This window comes from Caballeronia sp. GAFFF2 (assembly GCF_023631485.1).
Lineage (GTDB): Bacteria > Pseudomonadota > Gammaproteobacteria > Burkholderiales > Burkholderiaceae > Caballeronia.
Genome location: NZ_JALQDA010000027.1, coordinates 799,343 through 822,851, shown reverse-complemented (window position 1 = coordinate 822,851; position 23,509 = coordinate 799,343). Strand labels below are relative to the sequence as shown.

At 62.8% G+C, this 23,509-nt stretch carries 16 protein-coding genes; 14 read left to right on the top strand and 2 right to left on the bottom strand.

The window, feature by feature from the left end; genetic code table 11:
- Positions 1-257: 257 nt before the first annotated feature.
- The 6 genes from NCT04_RS20120 to NCT04_RS20095 all read left to right on the top strand — a co-directional run bounded on the left by NCT04_RS20120 (position 258) and on the right by NCT04_RS20095 (position 11,338).
- Positions 258-1,841 carry a S53 family peptidase gene (locus NCT04_RS20120; protein WP_250467393.1) on the top strand — a complete coding sequence of 528 codons (1,584 nt, stop codon included), beginning with the start codon at positions 258-260 and terminating at the stop codon, positions 1,839-1,841.
- Between the two features lie 53 nt (positions 1,842-1,894).
- Positions 1,895-3,589, top strand: coding sequence for a S10 family peptidase (locus tag NCT04_RS20115; RefSeq protein WP_250467392.1), 1,695 nt, complete (start codon positions 1,895-1,897; stop codon positions 3,587-3,589).
- Between the two features lie 118 nt (positions 3,590-3,707).
- Positions 3,708-5,864, top strand: coding sequence for a catalase HPII (katE, locus tag NCT04_RS20110; RefSeq protein WP_350030019.1), 2,157 nt, complete (start codon positions 3,708-3,710; stop codon positions 5,862-5,864).
- Between the two features lie 196 nt (positions 5,865-6,060).
- Positions 6,061-9,279 carry an ATP-binding protein gene (locus NCT04_RS20105; RefSeq protein ID WP_250467390.1) on the top strand — a complete coding sequence of 1,073 codons (3,219 nt, stop codon included), beginning with the start codon at positions 6,061-6,063 and terminating at the stop codon, positions 9,277-9,279.
- Positions 9,280-9,383: 104 nt separating this feature from the next.
- Positions 9,384-9,956, top strand: coding sequence for a hypothetical protein (locus NCT04_RS20100; RefSeq protein ID WP_244829310.1), 573 nt, complete (start codon positions 9,384-9,386; stop codon positions 9,954-9,956).
- Positions 9,957-10,339: 383 nt separating this feature from the next.
- Positions 10,340-11,338, top strand: coding sequence for a L,D-transpeptidase (locus NCT04_RS20095; protein ID WP_502800677.1), 999 nt, complete (start codon positions 10,340-10,342; stop codon positions 11,336-11,338).
- Between the two features lie 3 nt (positions 11,339-11,341).
- Here NCT04_RS20095 and NCT04_RS20090 read toward each other — a convergent pair whose 3' ends face one another.
- On the bottom strand, positions 11,342-12,217 hold the full coding sequence (locus NCT04_RS20090) for a DMT family transporter (protein WP_250467388.1): 876 nt from the start codon (positions 12,215-12,217) through the stop codon (positions 11,342-11,344).
- A 173-nt stretch (positions 12,218-12,390) separates the two neighbouring features.
- Here NCT04_RS20090 and phnS point away from each other — a divergent pair, with 173 nt between their 5' ends.
- The 5 genes from phnS to NCT04_RS20065 all read left to right on the top strand — a co-directional run bounded on the left by phnS (position 12,391) and on the right by NCT04_RS20065 (position 19,285).
- The gene (gene phnS / locus NCT04_RS20085) at positions 12,391-13,461 is read left to right on the top strand and encodes a 2-aminoethylphosphonate ABC transporter substrate-binding protein (protein ID WP_244829313.1); all 1,071 of its coding nucleotides are present in this window, start codon (positions 12,391-12,393) and stop codon (positions 13,459-13,461) included.
- Between the two features lie 16 nt (positions 13,462-13,477).
- Positions 13,478-14,542, top strand: a complete 1,065-nt coding sequence (phnT, locus tag NCT04_RS20080; protein ID WP_250467468.1) for a 2-aminoethylphosphonate ABC transport system ATP-binding subunit PhnT — start codon at positions 13,478-13,480, stop codon at positions 14,540-14,542.
- Positions 14,520-15,404: a 2-aminoethylphosphonate ABC transporter permease subunit gene (gene phnU, locus NCT04_RS20075; RefSeq protein ID WP_250467387.1), complete on the top strand. Its 885-nt coding sequence runs from the start codon at positions 14,520-14,522 to the stop codon at positions 15,402-15,404. The genes phnT and phnU overlap by 23 nt, the downstream gene beginning before the upstream one ends.
- Positions 15,405-15,450: 46 nt before the next feature.
- A complete protein-coding gene (gene phnV, locus NCT04_RS20070; RefSeq protein WP_250467467.1) occupies positions 15,451-16,230 on the top strand; it encodes a 2-aminoethylphosphonate ABC transport system, membrane component PhnV in 780 nt (259 codons plus the stop codon).
- 601 nt (positions 16,231-16,831) lie between these two features.
- Positions 16,832-19,285, top strand: a complete 2,454-nt coding sequence (locus NCT04_RS20065; RefSeq protein WP_244829319.1) for a glycogen/starch/alpha-glucan phosphorylase — start codon at positions 16,832-16,834, stop codon at positions 19,283-19,285.
- Positions 19,286-19,351: 66 nt separating this feature from the next.
- On the opposite strand, the gene NCT04_RS20060 is transcribed toward NCT04_RS20065, so the two are convergent.
- Entirely contained in the window at positions 19,352-19,756 is a 405-nt protein-coding gene (locus NCT04_RS20060; protein ID WP_244829320.1) for a DUF6232 family protein, read from the bottom strand.
- 181 nt (positions 19,757-19,937) lie between these two features.
- Here NCT04_RS20060 and NCT04_RS20055 point away from each other — a divergent pair, with 181 nt between their 5' ends.
- The 3 genes from NCT04_RS20055 (at position 19,938) to aspT (ending at position 23,490) form a co-directional block, all read left to right on the top strand.
- Positions 19,938-20,231, top strand: a complete 294-nt coding sequence (locus tag NCT04_RS20055; protein WP_244829321.1) for an ArsR/SmtB family transcription factor — start codon at positions 19,938-19,940, stop codon at positions 20,229-20,231.
- A 59-nt stretch (positions 20,232-20,290) separates the two neighbouring features.
- Positions 20,291-21,352 (top strand): alkene reductase, encoded by a 1,062-nt coding sequence (locus tag NCT04_RS20050; RefSeq protein ID WP_244829322.1) that lies wholly within the window; start codon positions 20,291-20,293, stop codon positions 21,350-21,352.
- Positions 21,353-21,798: 446 nt separating this feature from the next.
- Positions 21,799-23,490 carry an aspartate-alanine antiporter gene (aspT, locus tag NCT04_RS20045; RefSeq protein WP_250467386.1) on the top strand — a complete coding sequence of 564 codons (1,692 nt, stop codon included), beginning with the start codon at positions 21,799-21,801 and terminating at the stop codon, positions 23,488-23,490.
- Positions 23,491-23,509: the final 19 nt, after the last annotated feature.

Below are 23,509 nucleotides of genomic sequence, written 5' to 3'. Positions count from 1 at the left end.
GGCATCATCGTTGCCGACCGAGACAAAAAGCAGCTAGAAGGCAAATAACTAACTTCGATATCGAGACACGCTTTGTCCTGCCGGAACTGCATCCTTCAATCAACGGTCCGAGCAATTGCAATCGATTGCGGAAAATAAGACGATATGCGGCGCGCACGTTTTTCAGAGCGAAAGCATCGAAAGAAACGACATGCGCCGGATGCGCCAAGCAGCAGGATCGGGCCTAAAACGAATTGCCAACGAGGAGCATCGACACCATGGCAAAGCAACCGGTAAGCGGCAGCGGCAAGAGCAACCCCGAAGACGCGAAGTGCGTCGGCGCGTGCGATCCTGGCGAGCAGATCGAAGTCATCGTCATGCTGCGCCGCAAGGACGAAGCAGCGTTTGATCAGATGATGAAGCACATCGAAGCCGGCGACGCCCCGGCGCAGTCCGTGACCCGCGCGGACTTCGGAAAGCGCTTCGGCGCGTCGCAGGAAGACGTCGACAAGGTGAAGAAGTTCGCCGAGCAATACGGCCTGACGGTGGTGCGCGCCGAAGCGGAAACGCGCAGCGTCGTGCTCAAGGGCACCATCGAGCAGTTTCAGAAGGCGTTCGACGTGAAGCTCGAACGTTTCCAGCATCACAACATGGGCGAGTATCGCGGCCAGGCGGGACCCGTTCATGTTCCCGACGAAGTGCACGACGCCGTCACCGCCGTGCTCGGCCTCGACAGCAAGCCGCAAGCGCGTCCGCATTTCCGTTTCCGGCCGCCGTTCAAACCGGCGCGCGGCCTTACGGCATCGTCGTTTTCGCCGCTCGATCTCGCGCAACTCTATGACTTCCCGGAAGGCGACGGCGCGGGGCAATGCATCGCGATCATCGAGCTCGGCGGCGGTTACAAGACCAGCGACCTGACGGCGTACTTCTCGAAGCTCGGCGTGAAACCGCCGAAAGTGGTGTCCGTCGGCGTGGACGACGCGAAGAACGCGCCCACGGGCAATCCGAATGGTCCGGACGGCGAAGTGACGCTCGACATCGAAATCGCCGGAGCGGTCGCGCCGGGCGCGCGCATCGCGGTGTATTTCGCGCCGAATAGCGACGCAGGCTTCGTCGATGCCGTCAATCGCGCCATTCACGACGACACCAACCAGCCGTCCGTGGTGTCCATCAGTTGGGGCGGACCGGAATCCAACTGGTCGGCGCAATCCATCGGCGCGTTCAACGACGTGCTGCAAAGCGCGGCGGCGCTCGGCGTCACGGTATGCGTGGCATCGGGCGACAGCGGTTCGACCGACGGCGTCGGCGACGGCGCGGATCACGTCGATTTCCCGGCGTCCAGTCCCTACGTGCTCGGCTGCGGCGGCACGAGCGTCGCGGCATCCGCGCAGAAGATCACGAAGGAAGTCGTGTGGAACGACGGCGATCAGGGCGGATCGGGTGGCGGCGGTGTGAGCGGCGTGTTCGCGCTGCCTTCGTGGCAGAAAGGGCTGAGCGTCGCGCATGCCGGCGGCAAGACGACGGCGCTCGCCAAGCGCGGCGTGCCGGATGTATCGGGCGACGCCTCGCCGCAAAGCGGCTACGAAGTGCTGATCGACGGCGAGCAGACGGTCGTCGGCGGCACGAGCGCGGTCGCGCCTTTGTGGGCCGCGCTGATCGCTCGCATCAACGCGATCAACGGTTCCCCCGCAGGCTTCATCAATCCGAAGCTGTACAAGGCGAAGGGCGCGTTCCACGACATCACGCAAGGCGATAACGGCAGTTTCGCGGCAGCGGCGGGATGGGATGCCTGCACGGGGCTTGGCAGCCCGGACGGCGCGAAGATCGCGGCGGCGCTCAAACCCGCGAAGAGCACGAGTTGAGACGGGCAGTGACAGTGAACAACAACCACGATGACGATTCTGGAGCGTTCAAGATGAACTCCGATCCACTGGCAGCAGCAGGCGCAGACAAACCCGAAGAACCGGCGCACGGCAACGCGCACGCAGCGGCGAAGAAAACGCCGAAGAGCAAAGATCAGCCGTACTTCGATCCCGTCGCCTACGGCAACGGTCCCGACGATTCCGTCGAGGCGACCGAAGCCGACGAAAACGCCGCGATCACGCACCATAGCGTGACCGTGGGCGGCGAGAGGATCGCTTACACGGCTACGGTCGGCCACCTCGTGACAGTGGACCCGAGCAGCAGCAAGCCGGATGCGAAGATGTTCTATGTCGCCTTCACGAAGGACGGCGCAAAGGAAGAACAACGGCCGCTCACGTTCTTCTATAACGGCGGGCCAGGCTCGTCTTCGGTGTTCGTGCTGCTCGGTTCGTTCGCGCCGCGCCGCATCAAGACCGCCATGCCGAGCTTCACGCCGCCCGCGCCCTACGAGATGGAGGACAACGCGGACAGTCTTATCGACAAGAGCGATCTGATTTTCATCAATCCCGTGGGAACGGGCTATTCCGCCGCCATCGCGCCGAACAAGAACCGCGACTTCTGGGGTGTGGATCAGGATGCGGATTCGATCAAGCAGTTCATCAAGCGCTATCTGACGAAGAACAACCGCTGGAACTCGCCCAAGTTCTTGTTTGGCGAATCGTATGGCACGGCGCGCAGCTGCGTCCTGGCGTACCGGCTGCATGAAGATGGCGTCGATCTGAACGGCATCACCCTGCAATCGTCGATTCTCGATTATCGCCAGGCGGGCAACCCCGTCGGCGCGCTGCCTACCGCCGCGGCGGATGCGTGGTATCACAAGAAGCTCGGCGTGCATCCCACGCCGACCAACCTCTTGAACTTTGCCGAGGAAGTCGCGGAGTTTTCGCGCTCGGACTATCTCAACGCGTTGCGCAAGTTTCCGCAGACCGACGATGAAGTGGTCGAGAAGCTTTCCGAATACACGGGCATCGACAAGGTGACGCTGCTTGCGTGGAGTCTGGATATCGCGGCTTACGACAGCCGTGGCAATTCGCTCTTTCTGACGACGCTCCTGAAGTCGAAGGGCGAATCGCTCGGCTCGTACGACGGGCGCGTGACGGCTATTTCGACGGGCATCGCGGGCAAGATCGATCCGAACTCGGGCGGCAACGATCCGACCATGACAGCGGTGAGCGGCGTCTACACGACCATGTGGAACAGCTATCTCAACGAGCAGTTGAAATTCACGTCCACTTCGTCATTCACGGACCTGAACGACCAGGCTTTCCTCAACTGGGACTTCAAGCATACGGACCCGACCGGCGAACAGAAGGGACTGGATTCGAAAGGCAACGTCGTGCTCTATACAGCGGGCGATCTGGCCGCCGTGATGGCGCTCAACGTGGATCTCAAGGTCTTGTCCGCGAACGGCCTATATGACTTCGTGACGCCGTTTTATCAGACCATCATCGACCTTCAGCAGATGCCGTTGATCAACAGCGTCGTCAGGCAGAATCTTTCCGCGGCGTTTTATCCATCGGGACATATGGTTTATCTCGACGGAGCATCGCGCACGCAACTGAAGGCGGATCTCGCGAAGATGTACAACGAGGCCACGTCGAACCATGCGGCCATGACGCGCATCATTTCCTTGCAGAAGGTAACGGCGGAGAAGGCATTGTCGCCAGCGAGTACTGGTGTCTTATAGTCACAAGCGGGCGAGGCTTCGGCTTCGCCCGTCGCGCCCCGCCGGGCGTGCCGCTGCAAGCGGAAACCCTATCTCCTTCGGGAACAAGGCTTGCGAATGGCCCGAAAGGCTAAAAGCAATCTTCCCCAAGGAGTCCCCTCAAATGGCAACAAAGAAGCAACCCACGAACAGCACCGCGCGTCCGCCTTCGCAGAGCCCGAACGCCGCGACCAATAAGAAGATCGAATCGCTCGAAGCCTTCCGCAGCGATGCAACGAATCAAGCCCTGACCACGAACCAGGGTGTAAAAGTCTCCGATAACCAGAACACGCTGCGCGTTGGAGCGCGCGGTCCGTCGCTGCTCGAAGACTTCATCATGCGTGAAAAAATCACGCACTTCGACCACGAGCGTATTCCGGAGCGCATTGTTCATGCGCGCGGTTCGGCGGCGCATGGCGTGTTCAAGGTGTACGAGTCGCAAGCCGACTTGACCAAGGCCGGTTTTCTGCAAGACCCGTCGAAAGAGACGCCGGTCTACGTGCGCTTCTCAACCGTGCAAGGCTCGCGCGGTTCCGCCGATACCGTGCGCGACGTGCGCGGCTTCGCGGTCAAGTTCTACACCGACGAAGGCAACTTCGATATGGTCGGCAACAACATGCCCGTGTTCTTCATCCAGGACGCGATCAAGTTTCCCGACTTCGTGCACGCCGTCAAACCGGAGCCGCATAACGAGATTCCGCAAGGCGCGTCGGCGCATGACACCTTCTGGGATTTCGTCTCGCTCGTGCCCGAGTCGGCGCATATGGTGATGTGGGCGATGTCCGACCGCGCCATTCCCAAGAGTCTGCGCACCATGGAAGGCTTCGGCATTCACACGTTCCGTTTCGTGAACGCGGAAGGCAAGGGGCGCTTCGTCAAGTTCCACTGGCGGCCGACCATCGGTTCGGCTTCGCTCCTGTGGGACGAAGCGCAGAAGATCGCGGGTAAGGATGCCGATTACCATCGTCGCGATTTGTGGGAAGCCATCGACAAGGGCAACTATCCCGAGTGGGAACTGGGTGTGCAGATTGTCGAGGAAGAAGACGAGCACAAGTTCGACTTCGATCTGCTCGATCCGACCAAGATCATTCCCGAGGAACTCGTGCCGCTCAAGATGCTCGGCAAGATGACGCTCAACCGCAATCCCGACAACTTCTTCGCGGAAACCGAGCAGGTCGCGTTCTGTCCGGGACATATCGTGCCGGGCATCGACTTCACGAACGACCCGCTCCTGCAAGGACGTCTTTTCTCCTACACCGATACGCAGATCAGCCGTCTGGGCGGCCCGAACTTCCACGAGTTGCCGATCAACCGCCCGATCGCGCCGCTGCATAACGGTCAACGCGACGCGATGCATCGCCAGACCATCGACAAGGGTCAGGCTTCCTACGAGCCGAATTCGATCGATGGCGGCTGGCCGAAGGAAACGGCGCCGGCAGCATCGGGCGGCGGCTTCGAAACCTACACGGAACGCGTGGACGGCGAGAAGATTCGCGTGCGCAGCCCGTCGTTTGCCGACCATTTCTCGCAAGCAACGCTCTTCTGGAACAGCCAGACGCAGCCGGAGAAGGATCACATCGTCGGCGCGTATTCGTTCGAGTTGAGCAAGGTAGAGCGCAAGTTCATCCGCGAACGCGAACTTGCTCTGCTCGCGAACATCGACGAGGTATTGGCCGCGCGCGTCGCGGAAAATCTCGGCATGCCCGCGCCCAAGAAAAACGCGAGCCCGGAGCAACTCGGCAAGTCGTCGGTGACGGAATCGCCGGCGCTGTCGATCATCGCCAAGGCCGTGCCGTCGATCAAGACGCGCAAGGTCGCGATTCTCGCCGCGAAGGGCGCGGATGCCGCGAGCATCAAGGCCGTCAAGGAAGCACTCGCGGCGGGCGGCGCGCAAGCGCTCGTCATCTCGCCGACGCTCGGGTTCCCTGCCGAAGGTATTGAAGCGGACGCCACCATCCTCGGCATGCCGTCCATCATGTTCGACGGAATGATCATCGCGGACGGCAAGGCAAGCGCCAAGACGCTGTCCGAATCCGGCGACGCGCGCCACTTCGTGCTCGAATCGTTCAAGCATCTGAAGGCGATCGGCGCGATTGGCGACGGCGAGGATGTGCTTGCCGCATCGCATCTGCCTGGCGGCGATGAAGGCGTGGTCGTCGGCAGCGACGCGAAGACCGTCCTCAAGACCTTCATCGAAGCACTGGGCAAGCATCGCGTGTGGTCGCGCGCGCAGAAGGCGGAGTCGGTGCCTGCGTAATCGTCCGGCAGCACGCGTTTCGCGCCGTGCAACGCAGGGCGCGTGCGTGGGCGCGCCGGCGATAGGCGCGCCGGCGCGTTTTTGAGACACTGGCCGCACCGCTCGATTTCGGGGGTGCGGCTTGTTTCATTCTGCGATTCGTCGAGCTGACGGAACACGGCGACAGCGTTCGCGCCGTTTGCTGTGGACGCTTTGTGTGCTGCTCGGCTGGTGGCTCGGCGATGCCTTCGCGGCACCGCCGCTGATCGTCGGCGCGGTGCCGGGCATGGTGCCGCCGCTCGAACTGGCCGTGTCCGGCGCGCCATCCGATTCTTCGGCGTTGCGCGGCATTTCGGTCGATGTTCTGAACGCCATTTCCGAGCGGCTCGGCATGACGCCGCAATGGCGCCTGTATCCGGATCGTCCCGCGATGCTGGCCGCGCTCGAACGCGGCGAGATCGACATGGCGACGAGTTCGGCGGGCTTCGATGCCCGTGCGCCGCTCGAACTGAGCCATTCGTATTTTCCGGTCAAGCCGGTGTATTTCGCGCCGCTCGCGGCACATGCGCCGACGCATCGGCTCGCTTATGTCGACACGCAGATGGACCCCGCGCGGTTGCATGCGGCGTATCCGTCCTTGCAGCCGGAGGCGTATCCGGATGTGCTCGCCGCCGCGCTGGCCGTCTCGCTCGGCCGTGCCGACGGCTTCGTCGGCGACGTGACGACCGCCGTGTATGTCATCAGTCATCTGGACTTGCCGAACATCGGCGCGCGCGGTTTTACACCGTTCGATGCGGACGGCTATTGCTTTGCTTTCGCAGCCAACCGGCCGGCCGCGCGCGCATTGCGTGAGCGTGTCGATGCCGCGCTGGCGCAGTTGCCGCCGAATTTCCTGCTGACGATGAACGCGCGCTGGTACGTTTCGATGACCGCGGTGACGCTGGATCGTCCGCTCGACTTGACACCCGAGCAGCGCGCGTGGATCAAGGCGCATCCAGTCGTGCATTACTCGATGCTTTCGCAAATTCCGCCGCTCATGTTCCGCAATTCGCACGGCGAACCTGCGGGTCTCGCCGCCGACCTGCTCGATGTGATCTCGCGGGGAACGGGCTTGCGCTTCGAAGCGCGAATGCGCGGTTCTTTGTCTCAGATTGCCGCCGACCTGACGAGCGGTAAGTCCATGTTCACACCCTACGGCGTTTCCCCCGCATGGCAACCGGTGCCGCTCACGGCGTCCGTGCCGTTCGGCGAGAGTCTGGTCGGCATCGTCACGCGTGCGGGTCAGGCGCCCCTGCGCGATGAGACCGCGCTCGCGAACAAGCGGGTGGCGCTTCCGGCCGGGATTTCGGCCCTGGCGTTGAAGCGCGAATTCGTGCGGCATCTGCGCATCGTCGAGATGCCGTCATTCGACGCGCAGTTCAGCGCGGTCGTGAACGGCGATGCCGACGCGGCTTTGGTCGATCTGACGCTCGCGAATTACGCGGTCGCCAATCCTTACCGCGGCAAGCTCGTGGTGAGCGGCGTGCTTTCCGGCAAACCGCTCGAGCAAGGCTTTCTCGTCTTGCGCAATGAGCCGATCTTGCTCGGCATTATCAACGACGCGATTGGCCATCTTCGCGCTTATCAACTCGAAGCGCTGCGCGGGCGCTGGCGGCTTGGCGATCATCCTGAGACATTGTGGGAGCGCCGCCGTCCGCAAGTCGAGGTAGGCGCGCTGCTTGGCGGTGCGCTGGTTTTCGCGCTGATCGGCTGGGCGGTGTCACTGCGCACACAGATCGTGCGCCGGATTGCCGCCGAACAGGCAATGCGCGCGGCGAAGGAGGAAGCCGAAACGGCGAACCGCGCCAAGTCGACGTTCCTCGCCACCATGAGCCACGAAATCCGCACGCCGATGAACGCGGTGCTCGGCCTCATCGAACTGGAACTGCGCGCGCCCGGCGAGCGCGCCGCGACCGAACGCGCGCTTGGCACGGCGCATCGCGCGGCGGCGGATTTGCTCGGCATGATCGACGATCTGCTCGACGTCGCGAAAATCGAAGCCGAGCGGCTGGTCCTCACGCCCGCGCCGCTCGAACTCGAAACGTGGATGACGAGCGTGGCCGCGATATACGAGCCCGCCGCGCGCGCCAAGGGTATCGCGTTGATCGTGCGCCGCGCGGATTCGGGCGAAGCCTGGTTGCTTGCCGACGGGCAGCGTTTGCGGCAAGTCGTCGGCAATCTGCTATCGAACGCGATCAAGTTCACGGATATCGGGGCGGTGACGCTCGACTACCGTGTAGACGCGCCACAGGCCGGCACGCGGGCGCTGACATTCGCGGTCGCGGACACGGGCGTGGGCATCGCGCCCGAGCGGCAAGGCGCGCTTTTCACGCCGTTCGTGCAGGCACACGATGGCGGCGCGCGCCGCTATTCGGGCACGGGCCTTGGCCTCACCATCTGCAAGCGGCTCGTCACGATGATGGGCGGCGAGATCACGCTCGAAAGCGAGCCGGGACGCGGCACACGCTTTACGGTCTGCGTGAGCTTGCCGGAGGCGTCGTCGTCCGAAGTGGGACGCGCGCCGGAGCACGCATCGGTGGCTCCAACCGGTGCGACGCTCGCGGGCTTGCGGGTACTCGTCGTCGACGATCATCCGGCGAACCGGATCGTGCTCGAAGGGCAGATCAGGCTGCTCGGCGGCGCGCCGCAACTGGCCGTCGATGGCCGCAGCGCGCTCGTCCGCTATCGCGGCGATCCATCCGCGTTCGATGTGATCCTCACCGATTGCTCGATGCCCGAAATGAGCGGCGAGGAACTCGCGCAGGCGATCCGCGGGGACGAAGGCGCGCGCGTGCAAAAGGCGCGGCCGTTGCCTGTCGTCGGCCTCACGGCGAACGCGCAACCGGAGGCGGCGCAACGCGCGGTCGCGGCAGGCATGACGATGTGCCTCGTGAAGCCCATCTCGCTCGACGGCCTGCGCGATGCGCTCGTCGCGGCGACCGAAGGTGTAGCGCGGCGAAGCGGGCCGGTGCGGGAGAAAGCGGCAGAGGTCTTCGACAGCGCGCTTGTCGCGAGTTACGGCGATCAGGCCGCGACGCTCGCCGGCACCCTCAAATCCGCGCATGCGCAAGACCTGATCGACGCCGAGACCGCGTTCGATGCTTGCGACCACGCGCTCTTGCGCGACATCGCGCATCGCATGAAAGGGGCGGCGTCGCTGGTCGGCGCCGTGCGCTTCACCGATGCATGCGTCGCCTTGCAGCACGTATGCGATCGCGCCATCGACGAAGACCGCAACGGCGAGGACGACGCCAGCATCGCGGTCGCTTACGGCTCCTTTCATGCCGAGGCGCTTGCGCTCGGCCGCGCGCTCGACGCCGCGCTTGCGTCTTCGAGTGCGGCGAGTACGGCGCAGACCTTGCCGCACGCATCCACGGATCGGCTCGCGGACTTTTGAGCCACAGCGCGATGCACGCCTTTGGTGTGTTCTAATGCGATTGTTCAATATCTCAAAAATAAGCGGCGTCGCATTGGCCGCATGATGATTTGCACTTCCGAGGCATGGATCGAAGGGATATACCCATCTTCAAGCGACGCTTCGCGCGTCATGCTTATGCGACCGCTGCCGCTCGTCCCGCGCGCGCGGCGTTTGGCGCGCTCTTGATCACGCTCAATGGCGCGCTCATGGTGTGGCCTGCAAGCTCGCGGGCGCAGCGTCCCGATTGGCTCGATCCGCATGTCACGCAGTCGACCATCGTCGAGACGATCTGCGTGCCGGGTTATGTCGATCGCGTGCTGCCGTCGTTCGAGACGCAGATGCGCCAGAAAGAAAAACTGCTCAAGCAACGTGGCATCGATGCTTCGTTCGCATCCGAATATGCGCTGGATCATCGCATGCCCGTATTGCTCGGCGGCTTGCCCAATGCGCCCGCGAATCTCGATCTGCGCCGCTGGGAAGGCCGTGCCGGACAGCGCCGCAAGGAGCGGCTCGCGGTCTATCTCAAACGCTGTGTCTGCACCGGCGACATGACGCTGAAGGATGCGCAATCGACCATGTCCGGCGACTGGCCGAACCGCTATCCGAATTTGTCCAGCATGACGTGCGGCGCGTTCTCGGGCCCATCGACGGAATGAACTTTGCTGCGCCAGATGCAACGAACGAAGCCGGTGCGCGTCTTTGCGTGCATCGGTTCTTGAATGTTCGGGGCTGGGCGATCGATATGGATCGCCAGGCTTGAGTCTGGTCAGGCAAGGCGGATTAATCAATGCATCTGGCAGGGAATAGAGAAACAGCATTTGGCGCGAGAGCAATCGTCGTTGGAGTGGCTGCCGCGTTTGTGGCGTATGCGGGGGCGGTGGGCGCGCAGCAGGCGCGTCTTGCGTCAGAGTCCGCTTCGGCATCTTCTTCGAATGGAAGTGCGCCGTCGGGTTTGCAGCGAAGCACATCGCCTGCGAACGTGCTCCAGGGGCACGTTACGTCGACGCCCGCATCGCCGCCGTTGAGTCCAGGCGCAAGCGTGCCATTGAGTGCAAGCGCGCCCGAACGCGCATTGCCCGGCATGCCGGTGCCGATGAAGCCGCAAGTTGCTTCGGGAGCCTCGGAGGCGTCGGCGGCCTCTGCTGCCTCTGCTGCATCGACCGTGGAACCGGCATCGGCCGCGAGTGCCGCATCGGAGGCCGAGGCGCCCGAAGTCCCGCTGCCGCCCGAACCGCCCGAGCCCAACTTGGCGCAACGCCGTGGCCTGCCGCCCGCCGGAGCCTTCGCCATGCGACAGACTTTCGCGAAAGAGGTGGACCGGCGTCTCAGCGTTTCCCAAGCGGATCAGCAGGCCTACGGTCGCGTGTTGCAGCATGCGCTCGATGAAAGCGGACATGGCGATCTCGCCAATGAGTTCGTCGTGCTGATCGATCGCAGCGCGAACGTGCAGGCGCTCATGCTTTTCTTCCGCGCGAAGCCGGCCGATGCCTGGTCGCTGATCGGCGCATCGCCGGTATCGACAGGACGGCCGGGCACTTACGATCACTTCGTCACGCCGCTCGGCGTGTTTCAGCACGTGCCGGGCAACATGGATTTTCGCGCGGAAGGCACGCTCAACGAGTTCAAGATTCGCGGATACGGCGCGCGCGACATGCGCATCTACGACTTCGGCTGGGCCGATGGCGAGCGCGGCTGGGGCAAGGGCGGCATCTCGCCGATGCGCTTCCAGATGCACGCCACCGATCCGCAGAAACTCGAACCGCTTCTCGGCATGCGCCATTCGAAAGGCTGCGTGCGCATACCGTCGACGCTCAATACTTTCTTCGATCATCGCGGCATCCTCGACGCGCAATACGAAGCCCGTGCCGCCGAAGGTCAGTCGATGTGGATACTCAAGTCCACGCGTAACGCGACGCCCTGGGCGGGTCACTTTCTGGTCGTCGTCGATACGGCGAGAAAGGCGCGTCCGGCATGGTCGCCGGGTCCGGGGAAGGCGGTGCGTGCGAATATCCCGGCGGGCGCCGATACGGCCGATTGACGGCTATTTCGCCCGCGCGAGCAACACTCCCACGAGCGCCACCCCGAACCCCGCGATCTGCACCGGCCCGAGCGTTTCGCCAAACGCCAGATAGCCTTCGATCGCGGCAAGCGGCGGCGCGAGAAACAGCAGCGCGGTGGCACGCGAGGCATCGCCACGGCGGACCATCCACACGAAAAGCGTGGTCGCGGCACCCGAGAGCATCACGATGCCCCATCCAAGCGAAACCCAAGTCGTCGCCGAAGCAATGAAGCGATGTTCCCCAAGCGCGAAAATCAGCAGCAACGCGACGAGCGCGGCGCCCGCATTCTGCAGCGCGCTCGCGCTGCGGATATCGGCGCGTGCCAGCGAGCTCTTCTGATACAGCGTGCCCGCGGTAATCGCCAGGACGGCGAGCAGCGCCGCCATGACGACGAGCCATGAAGGCGCAGCTCCGTGTGTCGATGACGCATGACCCGTCATCACCTTCGGCGCAAGCACGAGCGCCACGCCAGTGAGCCCCAGCACGAGCCCGCTCCATGCACGCGGCGACAGACGTTCGCCGAAGAAGCGCGCGGCAAACGCAGCGGTCAGAAGCGGTTGCAACGCGCCGAGCAGCGCCATGATGCCCGCAGTCAGCCCCTGTGCGACGGCCCAATAACCCGCGCCCAGATAAACGCCTTGCAGCAGCGCGCCTGCAAGCAGATGCCGTAGAACATCGGCGCCTTTCGGCCAGCTTGCCCGGCTTGCGAGCGCCACGACGACAAACAGCAACGCCGTGCCGCAGAAGCGCGCGAACAGGTACACGTTCGGATCGACGTAAGGGGTAATCGCGCGCGCGACGATAAAGCCTGTCGACCAGAGTAGGACGAAGACCGGCGCGGCCAGCAAGGAGAGCATCGTCAATCAGGCATTTGGCGGAAAGGCCGAAGTATGCGGATGTGCGTGCACCGCGTCTTGTCCAATCCTGCACCGCTTACGGCATTCACGTGTCTGTCACACGGCTCTGCAATGCTTCGACACCAGCGCAGCACCCGAGCCGCGTCACCTTATCTCACCGGATCGATCACGAAATGACTCGCGACCTTCGCCTCGCACGCACGATGCTGCCGGCCATCGCCGCCTTGATGGCGTTTGCAACCTCGCCGGCACACGCAGCCGATGCCGTCGTCCTCTACACGGCGGACGGCCTCGAAAATCTCTACAAGGACGTGCTCCCGGCTTTCGAAAAGAAGGAAGGCGTCAAGGTCAATATCGTCACGGCGGGCAGTGGCGAAGTGGTGAACCGCGCGAGCGTCGAGAAAGATTCGCCCAAGGCGGACGTGCTCGTGACCTTGCCGCCGTTCATCCAGCAAGCATCGCAGAGCGGCTTGCTGCAGCCATATCAAAGTGTGAACTACAAGAACGTGCCGGCTATCGCCAAGGCGAACGACGGCGCGTGGGCCACCTTCGTCAACAACTACTTTTCTTTCGCCATCAATCCGGAAGTCACGAAGAGCGCGCCGAAGACCTTCGCCGATCTCTTGCATCCGAACTACTCGGGCAAGATCGCGTATTCGAATCCGGCGACGGCGGGCGACGGCATGGCGGTCATCATCCTGACGTCGGCCCTGATGGGCGAAGACAAAGCGTTCGATTATCTGAAGTCGCTCGAACGAAGCGCGAAGTTCCATACCAAGGGCACGGGTTATCTCGATGTGCTGCTCTCGCGTAACGAGATCGCCTTCGCCAATGGCGACCTGCAAATGGATCTCGACGATGCCGCGAACGGCGGTCTGTCCATCAAGCCGCTTTTCCTGTCGCATCAGAACGGCGACGCGCCCACCACGTTCCAGTTGCCCTACGCAATCGGTCTCATCAAGAGCGGGCCGAATCAGGCAGCGGGCAAGAAGCTGATCGACTATCTGATGTCCGCGGAAGTGCAGTCGAAAGTGCCGGACATCTACGGCATTCCGGCGCGCACCGATGTCGCGCTCGGCGGCAAGAACGGCGAAGCGGTGAAGCAGGCAATTGCCGGCGTGAAGCTGATTCCGGTGGACTGGAACGAAGTCATGCAGAAGAAGGCTGGCTGGACCGAGCGCTGGAAGAATGAAGTGATCGGCCAGTCGGGCAAGGAGACCGAGGTCGTGAAGCCGAAGTCCTGACGTGAATACGTTTGCTCTGAGCTCGTCCGGAAATGCGCTCGCTCATGAACACGAAGCGCGATCCGGCGTGCATATCGAAGGACTCACGGTGCGCTTCGGCGCGCGCACCGTGCTCGATCAACTATCGCTGCACATCGAACGTGGCGAGTTCCTGACGGTACTCGGCAGAAGCGGCTGCGGCAAGACCACGCTGTTGCGCTTTATCGCCGGATTCATTCAGCCCGATGCCTTCGCGGGCGCGCTTTTTATCGCGGGCCGCGAACTCACGCATGTGCCGCCGCATCAACGTAATCTCGGCTTGCTATTCCAGAGCTATGCGCTCTTTCCGCATCTTTCCGTATTCGATAACGTCGCCTTCGGCCTGCGCGCGCGCAAGCTGAAGACGGGCGAAATCGCGCGCCGCGTCGCCGATGCGCTCAAACTCGTGCAACTCGCCGATGCCGGCCACGTCATGCCCGCGCAGCTCTCGGGCGGTATGCAGCAGCGTGTGGCGCTTGCCCGCGCGCTCGTCGTCGAGCCGGATGTGCTCTTGCTCGACGAACCGCTTTCGGCGCTCGATGCCAACCTCCGCGCGTCCGTGCGCAGCGAGCTGAAGGCGTTGCACGAGCGCTTGCCGAATCTGACTATCGTTTGTGTGACGCATGATCAGGACGATGCGCTCGTGCTGTCCGACCGCACGCTTCTTATGCGCGATGGCCGTATCGCGCAACTCGGTTCGCCGCGCGAGTTGTACGACGCGCCGAACGACGGCTTCGTCGCGCGCTATCTCGGTGCCGCGAATCTGCTGCCGCCGCGCGTGGTGTATCCCGTCGGCGACGCGCGCCACGACGAACGCGAGCGGCTTGCGTGCATTCGGCCGGAGCGCTTCTCCATCGTGCCGCTCGGCGATGGGCCGTTGCACGGCACGATTGCATCGGTCGAATGGTATGGCGCGTCGCTCTCGATTTCCGTCGCGCTCGATGCGTGGCCCAACGAGCCCGTACTCGTTTCGACGCAGCGCGGCCACACGCGCATGCCGGAAAAGGGCGCGCGCGTTTCCCTGACCTTCGAGGCTGACGATGTCGTCCTTGTGCATCCCTGAAGAGGCCGCCGGGCGAGCGCAGGACGGCCAGGCGACAATCGCCGCGCGGCGCGGCAAGAAGGGGCAATGGCAGTTGTGGTTCATCCTCGTGTTCGTGCTGGGGCCGCTCGTCGTCTATCCGCTCTCGCGCCTTGCCATGTTGAGCGTGACCGGGCCGCACGGCTTCACGCTACACGCCTACACCGCGTTCTTCGGCAATCCGGAGACGCGCGGCGTGATCGGCACGACGCTCGGCATCCTCTTCGCAAGCGCAAGTCTCGCGTCATTGCTTGGCGTTGCGCTCGCGTCGATGCTGTTCTTTCGGCCGTTTCCCGGCGCGAAGCTCGTCACGCGTTTCCTCGAGTTGTTCGTGGCGTTCCCTTCGTTCCTCGTGGCATTCACGCTGATTTTTCTTTATGGCTCGCAGGGTTCGGTGAGCATCGGCTTGCAACGGCTTTTTTCGCTCGATACCCCGCCGCTCGATTTCCTCTTCGGCATCGGCGGCGTGATTCTCGCGGAGGTCGTGTTTTATGCGCCGTTCGTGGTGCGCCCGACGCTCGCTTCATACGCCATGCTCGACATGCGTCTCGTCGAGGCCGCGAAAAGTCTCGGCGCGGGCGGCTGGATGGTCGCAACCAAGGTCGTGTTGCCGCTTGCGTGGCCGGGAATCGCGGCGGGCACCATCTTGTGCTTCCTCCTGACGCTCAACGAGTTCGGCATTCTGCTCGTCTTGGGCAGCGCACATCTCATCACCTTGCCGATTGCCATTTACAGCGCGGCGACCGTCGATCTCGACTTGCCGACCGCAGCGGCGGGATCGGTCGTGATGTTGCTGATGTCGCTCTCGCTCTATGCGCTTTATCGACGCTTGCAAAGACGCTGACATGCAGCTTTCGACCTCGTTCAAACCTGGAAAGCCAGTCTCGCTGATGCGCGCGCTCGTTGCGTCCCTGGCGGCGCTCGTGTGCTTCTGGCTCTTCGTGTTGCCGGTGGTCGTGGTGGCGTTGTCGAGCGTTGCGTCGCACTGGTCGGGCACGATCTTCCCCGATGGCTTCAGCACGCGCTGGTTCGGGCGCCTCGGCTCCAGCGATTTCGACGCGCTGACGACAAGCCTTGGCGTCGGCTTCGGCGTCGCGATTCTCGGCACCGCGCTGGGATTGTGGCTTGCGTTGGCGCTGGAGGGCCGTGACCGGCGCGGCCTGGGCGCATTCGTCGATGCCATTGCAATGATGCCGAACGGTGTACCGAGCGTGGTGTTGGGCCTTGCGGTACTGATTGCGTATCACAAGCGTCCGCTGGACCTGTCCGGCTCGGCGGCGATCGTCGTCATGGTGCAACTCGCGCTGGTCTTGCCATTCTGTTACCGCTGCGCGGCGGCTGCATTGCGACCGGAATTGACGACCTTGCGCGAGGCCGCCGCGAGCCTTGGCGCGCCGCCGCGCATGGTGTTGTGGCGCGTGGTGTTACCGCAACTCGTCCCGGCGATAAGAGCGAGCCTGGCGTTGGGATTCGCGCTATCGCTCGGCGAATTGGGCGCGACATTGACGGTGTATCCGCCGGGCTTCGCGACCGTGCCGATAGTCGTGGTGGGGCAAGTGAATCGAGGGTATTACTTGCCCGCATCGGCGCTATCGCTGATATTGCTGGCAGCGTCGCTGGCGGCGCTGTTGTTGATAGCGGTCCGCGCACCAAGACGAATTGATAAATGAAAACGCTACGGAAGCCGAAGCAAAGCCCAATGAAGAACTTGCTGGGCGCATCCAACGGCCGCGCGTCGCACTAAGCCGGAAGCACCAAGCGTTACACCAGTCAGACAATCTGCGAGACCAGCGGAGTCCCATGAGCGCCAGGAACGGCGATTGAGCAAGGCCGACACTTAGGCGCGTGCCGGCGTAGAACTCAGTCCTGACCACGCGCCCGATCAGCGGGCAGGATGAAGGCTGCTTTCCTCGGTGACTTTCATTGCAGCAATAGAGGAAGCTACACCCCCGCCGGGGAGGCGGCTACTGAACCAGACTGCAAGAGGAGATAGCAAATTCCCCGTCGCAGGGACGGCGGCGACTGATGGAAACCGCAAGCCAAGAAAGCAAAATTCCCCGAACCGGCAAGATCAACCGCCCACGGAAAATCAGGCGTCAGCGACCCACCGCATGTCATACCAAAAAAAATAAAACTGGCGTAACCTGCACCTTCAGGCCACGACCGCAACCCGCGCGAACAGGGAGCCAGGCAAGCCGCAGGCCAAAAAAGCACTGAACTCCCACCACGCTTTCGCTGTCGTTGCATATGTTGCAAATACCGGAGGTTTCGATGACATCCGTCGATCTGGAATTCGACCAGCTCAACAGCAGTGTCGATGCGCTACGGCGCTCCATCTCGAATCGCCTGATGTACGGCGTCGGCAAGGACGCGGTTACCGCGCAGCCGCGCGACTGGCTCAATGCCGTGGAGCTCGCCGTGCGCGACCGCCTCGTCGCACGCTGGATGCGCACCACGCGGCAACAATACGAACAGGACGTGAAGCGCGTCTATTACTTGTCGATGGAATTTCTCATCGGCAGAACCTTCACCAACGCGCTGCTTGCCCTCGGCATTCATGACGAAGTCCGCGAAGCGTTATCTGGCCTCGGCATCGATCTCGCCTCGCTCGAAGACCTCGAACCGGATGCCGCACTTGGCAACGGCGGCCTTGGCCGGCTCGCAGCCTGTTTCCTCGATTCGATGGCGACGGTCGGCGTGCCCGGTTTCGGCTACGGCATTCGCTACGAGTACGGGATGTTCCGGCAGACCATCGTCGATGGCAATCAGGTCGAAATGCCCGATTACTGGCTGCGCGCGGGCAACCCGTGGGAGTTTCCGCGCCCCGAGGTGACGTACACGGTGCACTTCGGCGGGCGCACGGTGCAGCACGACGATCGTACCGACTGGATCGATACCGAGCACGTCAACGCGATGGCCTACGACACGGTCATTCCCGGCTACGCCACCACCGCGACGAATACGCTGCGCCTGTGGTCGGCGCGCGCCACCGACGAGTTCGATCTCTCCGCGTTCAATCAGGGCGACTATCGGCGCGCGGTCGAAGCGAAGAACACGTCGGAGCACGTCTCGCGCTTGCTGTACCCGGATGACTCGACGCAAGCCGGCCGCGAATTGCGTCTGCGTCAGGAATATTTCTTCGTCTCCGCGACGATGCAGGATCTGATCCGCCGCTATCAGCGCACGCATACGCATTTCGGGCGTCTCGCGGAAAAGGTCGCGGTGCATCTGAACGACACGCACCCCGTGCTCGCCATCCCCGAACTCATGCGCCTGCTCGTGGATCGTCACGGCGTGCCGTGGGACAAGGCGTGGAAACTGATTCAGCAGATGTTCTCCTACACGAATCACACGTTGATGCCCGAAGCGCTCGAAACGTGGGATGTCGAAATGTTGTCGCGTCTGTTGCCGCGGCATCTGGAGATCATCTTCGAGATCAACGCGCAGTTTCTGAAGCAAGTGACCGAGAAGTTCGGCCGCGACGTGGAACTGATCCGCCGCATTTCGCTCGTCGATGAATACGGCCAGCGGCGCGTGCGGATGGCGCATCTGGCGATCGTCGCGAGTCACAAGGTGAATGGCGTCTCGAAGCTGCACTCGCAACTGATGACGCAGAACATTTTCGCCGACTTCGCGCGCATGTACCCGGAGCGCTTCACCAATGTGACGAACGGCATTACGCCGCGTCGCTGGCTCGCGCAAGCGAGTCCGTCGCTGTCATCGCTCATCGACAAGCGGCTTGGACCGCGCTGGCGCAGCGACTTGTTCGAACTCGGCCGGCTGCGCGAATGGCGCGACGACCCCGAGTTCCAGAAGGCGTTTCAGGACGCGAAGTTCGCCAACAAGCTGCGCCTCGTCGAGCGCGCCAAACGCGAAGCCAACGCGATCATCAATCCCGAAGCGCTGTTCGACTTGCAGGTGAAGCGCATCCACGAATACAAGCGGCAGTTGCTCAACATCTTGTATACGATCGTGCGCTACAACCGTATTCGCGAGAATCCCGAACAGGACTGGACGCCGCGTGTGGTCATGTTCGCGGGCAAGGCGGCTTCGGCCTACAAGATGGCGAAGAGCATCATCAAGCTCATCAACGATGTCGCGAAGAAGATCAACGCGGACCCGCTCGTCGGCGACAGGCTCAAGGTAGGCTTCGTCCCGAACTACGGCGTGAGCGTGGCGGAGCTCATCATTCCCGCCGCGAACTTATCGCAGCAGATTTCGATGGCTGGCACCGAGGCATCGGGCACCGGCAACATGAAGCTTGCGTTGAACGGCGCGCTGACCATCGGCACGCTGGATGGCGCGAACATCGAAATTTGCGACGCGGTGGGCCGCGAAAACATCTTCATCTTCGGCAACACGACCGACGAGATCGAAACGCTGCGGGCGGCGGGCTACAGGCCACGGCAAATCTACGAGGACAATCCGGAGCTCAAGGTGGCGCTGGACCAGATTCGCCTCGGACACTTCTCGCCGGAAGAGCCGCACCGTTTCTACGACATCTTTCATACGCTCGTGGATTGGGGCGATCACTACATGGTGCTCGCGGACTTCGACAGCTTCGACAAGACGCAAACCGAGGTCGATCTCAAGTACCGAGACAAGGAAGCGTGGACGAAGAGCGCGATCGAGAACGTCGCCGGAATGGGGATATTTTCATCAGACCGGACCATCGCGGAATATGCCCGCGATATCTGGCACGTCGAGCCGCTGAATCTGACTTGACGATGGCTTGAACTGAAGTAAGTGCCGCGCGCGGGTACGTCCCGCGCGTGTTCTTTTGTAGCGGCGTCAGGCTTGCGGCTTTGCGGCCGCTGTCTGCGCATGTTTCGCGACCGCGTCGCCGACCAGCGCGGCCACGCGATCCGCAAATTCCTCGTCTTTCGTGATGATGACTTCGCGCTCGCCTTCGGGCGTTGCGACCATCAATTGATAGATCACGTCCTGCGTGATCCACGACAGATAGCCGACCACGGCCACCATGATGCCGAGTACGAGCGCCGGCCCCGAACCCGTTGCGATGCCCACGCCGATTCCCGCGAGCCCGATCAGCGCAAGGATGATCGGCAGCGGCTTCTTGCGCGATATCTTCACGACCCGCGCGGCGCGCAGATCGCGCAGCGGAATCAACTGGCCCGAGGCCGACAGGCCGACGCGCGAGAGCGTGACGCCGCGTTCGTTGAACGGTGTATCCATATGCAATTAGATCGAAAATTGACGGCAGCTAAACCGGGCAGATTACCAGACGGCGCGCCACGATGACACGCATCGCATTGACGAAACGCATGTGGACGCTTGCGTATCGGACATTTCCGATATATGATTCGTTTTAAGGCGATGCGGCGAAGCTTCCGCCGTCGGACGAACGAGCAACGAAATGGACATCGACGCAATTCACAAGGCCCTTGCCAACCCGCTTCGCCGCGAGATTCTCGAGTGGCTGAAGACGCCGGAGCTGCACTTTCCCGAACAGGAATTGCCGCACCTGCATGGCGTGTGCGCGGGGCAAATCGATGGGCGCTGCGGCATGTCGCAGTCCACCGTTTCGGCGCATCTCTCGACCTTGCAAAAAGCCGGGCTCGTCACCACGAAGCGCGTGGGGCAATGGGTGTTCTTCAAACGCGACGAAACGGTCATACAGGCGTTTCGCGATTCCATCGGGAATCTCTGAGCGCGGCAGCCCTTTCCACGGCGAACCTTCTTTACATTTCTTCAGGATACCTTACATCTATGCCGACTCTTTTCGATCCGCTCAAAGTAGGCGCGTTGACGCTCAAGAACCGCATCATCATGGCGCCGCTCACGCGGCAACGTGCAGGCGTGGAACGCGTGCCTAACGCGTTGATGGCGCAGTATTACGCCGACCGCGCGTCGGCTGGTCTCATCTTGAGCGAAGCCACCTCGGTCACGCCGCAAGGCTTGGGCTACGCGGATACCCCCGGCATCTGGTCGGACGAACAAGTCGAAGGCTGGAAGCTCGTGACGCACGCCGTGCACGAAGCGGGCGGCAAGATCTTCCTGCAACTGTGGCACGTCGGCCGTATTTCGGACCCCATCTTCCTGAACGGCGAACTGCCGGTTGCGCCGAGCGCGATTGCAGCGAGCGGACACGTGAGCCTCGTGCGCCCGCAGCGTCCGTTCGTGACGCCACGCGCACTGGAACTCGATGAAATCGAAGGCGTGGTCGCGGCTTATCGCAAGGGCGCGGAAAACGCGAAGCGCGCGGGCTTCGACGGCGTGGAAGTGCATGGCGCGAACGGCTACCTGCTCGACCAGTTCCTGCAGGACAGCACCAACAAGCGTACCGACGAATACGGCGGCGCAATCGAAAACCGCGCGCGTCTCATGCTCGAAGTGGTCGATCAATGTATCGACGTATGGGGCGCGGATCGCGTGGGCGTGCATCTGGCGCCGCGCGCCGATTCGCACAGCATGGGCGACAGCGACCGCGCCGCGACTTTCGGTTACGTCGCGCGCGAACTCGGCAAGCGCAACGTGGCGTTCATCGCCGCGCGCGAGTCGGAAGGCGCCGACAGTCTCGGGCCGCAACTGAAGAAGGCGTTTGGCGGCGTGTATATCGCCAACGAAGGCTTCACCAAGCAAAGCGCGGAAGCGGCAATCGAGCGCGGCGACGCCGACGCGGTCGCGTGGGGCAAGCCGTTCATCGCGAATGCGGATCTCGTGCGACGCTTCGAACTCGACGCGCCGCTCAACGCGCCGGACACCTCGACGTTCTATTCAGCAGGCGCGACGGGCTATACGGATTATCCGTTGCTCGAAACCACCGAGTAAGTTGCAACGCGTCGGACAGAACGCAGCAAGCATTTCGGTTCCATGGAAACAGCGGCTTCGGCCGCTGTTTTTTTTCGTCCGCACGATCGGCCGGGGACGGTTCGAATCGACTCGTGCAACGCCCGCAACGAGCAGGAGGGGCCTCCGAAACTATCGTTTTTTAGTTCAACTGCGTGGCGAAAATAGTGTATTGCTAGGCATCAGACAGCCGTGTTGAGGCCTCTTTTTTCGTCGTGACGCATGCGCCAATTCTCTGTGCGTCATCCGTTTGCAGATCGCGATTCGTGCCCATGAACCGTTCGATGCAACTCGATTTTCTCTCGCAAGCACTCGCCCGTATTGCGGCAACGGGGAGCGCATCGTTGCAGGTCATTCGTTTTCCTTCATTCCTTCCTTGCCCAAGAAGCATGTAACGGTCGCGGGGCTGATCCCCGAGAGGAGTGCACATGTCCTGGTTCACAGCAACGCTGCACAGCTATCCCGAGATAGCCATCTTTCTTTCGCTGGGTATCGGTTATTGGTTCGGCGGCAAGAGCTTCAAGGGCTTCAGCCTCGGCGCGGTAACGTCTACCTTGCTGGCCGCCATCGCGATCGGGCAGCTCGGCATCACCATTTCGCCGAACGTCAAATCCGTCTTCTTCCTGATGTTCCTGTTCGCGGTCGGTTACGGCGTGGGTCCGCAGTTCGTGCGCGGCATCGCCAAGGACGGCTTGCCGCAGGCCATCTTCTCCGTCATTCAGTCCGTGCTGTGCCTCGCCTTTCCTTATCTCGCGGCGAAACTGGCCGGATACGACGTCGGTTCGGCGGCGGGACTTTTCGCGGGATCGCAGACCATCTCCGCTTCGATGGGCCTCGCCACCGACGCCATCAACCGGCTCGGCCTGGCGGCGAACGACGCCAAGGTACTGCTCGACGCGATGCCGACCGCCTACGCCGTCACGTACATCTACGGCACGATCGGTTCGGCGATGATCCTTGCGCTGCTCGGGCCGAAGCTGCTCAACATCGACCTCGTGGCGGCCTGCCAGCAGTACGAGAAAGAGATGGGCGGCAGCGGCGAATTGGGCGGCGCGGGCAGCGGCTGGCATCAGTTCGCGCTTCGCGCGTATCGCATTGGCGAAGAGGGGCGTGTGGTCGGCATGAAGGTCGGCGAAGCGGAGGCGCTCGAACCTGCAGGCGTGCGGCTTTTCATCGAACGAATCCGGCGTGGCGGGACGATTCAAGAAGCCAAGGTCGACGACGTCCTGCTAGCGGGCGATGTCGTCGCCGTCGTCGGACGACGCGAGCATCTCGTGAATCTGCTGGGCGGCGTGGCAACCGAAGTGGACGATGCCGAACTGCTCGCCGTGCCGGTGGAAGGCGTCGATGTCTACGTGACGAGCAAGGCCGTCGACGGCAAGACGCTGGAGGAACTCTCGCAGCTGCCCGGCGCGCGCGGCGTGTTCCTGCGCAAGATCAAGCGCGGCGCGACCGAAACGGCCATCCCCGTGTTGCCGAGCACCAAGCTGCATCGCGGCGACACCATCACGCTCGTCGGCCGCACGCAGGATACGTCGGCCGTGGCGAAAGCGGTCGGCGTGATCGACCGTCCGACCGATGCCGCCGACATGGCCTTCGTCGGGCTCGCGATCACGCTGGGCGCGCTGATCGGCGCAGTCGTGATCCGCTTCGGCGCGATTCCCATCACGTTGTCCACGGCGGGCGGCGCGCTGATCGCGGGCATCGTGTTCGGCTGGCTGCGCGCGATCCATCCGACCTTCGGCCGCATTCCGGGGCCCACCATCTGGTTCATGAATTCGGTCGGGCTTAATGTGTTCATCGCGGTGGTCGGCATCTCGGCGGGACCGGGCTTCGTCGCGGGTCTGCAGAAGCTCGGCGTGAGCCTCTTTCTGTGGGGCATCTTCGCGTCGTCGGTGCCGCTCATCATCGGCATGTATATCGCCAAGTACGTGTTCAAGTTTCACCCGGCGCTGTTGCTCGGCATCTGCGCGGGCGCGCGCACGACCACGGCGGCGCTCGGCATGCTTTGCGATGCCGCGAAGAGCCAGGTGCCGGGTCTTGGTTATACGGTGACTTATGCCGTCGGCAATACGCTGCTCACGATCTGGGGCATGGTGATCGTGATGTTGCTGACATGATGCCCGAGCCTTTCGTGCT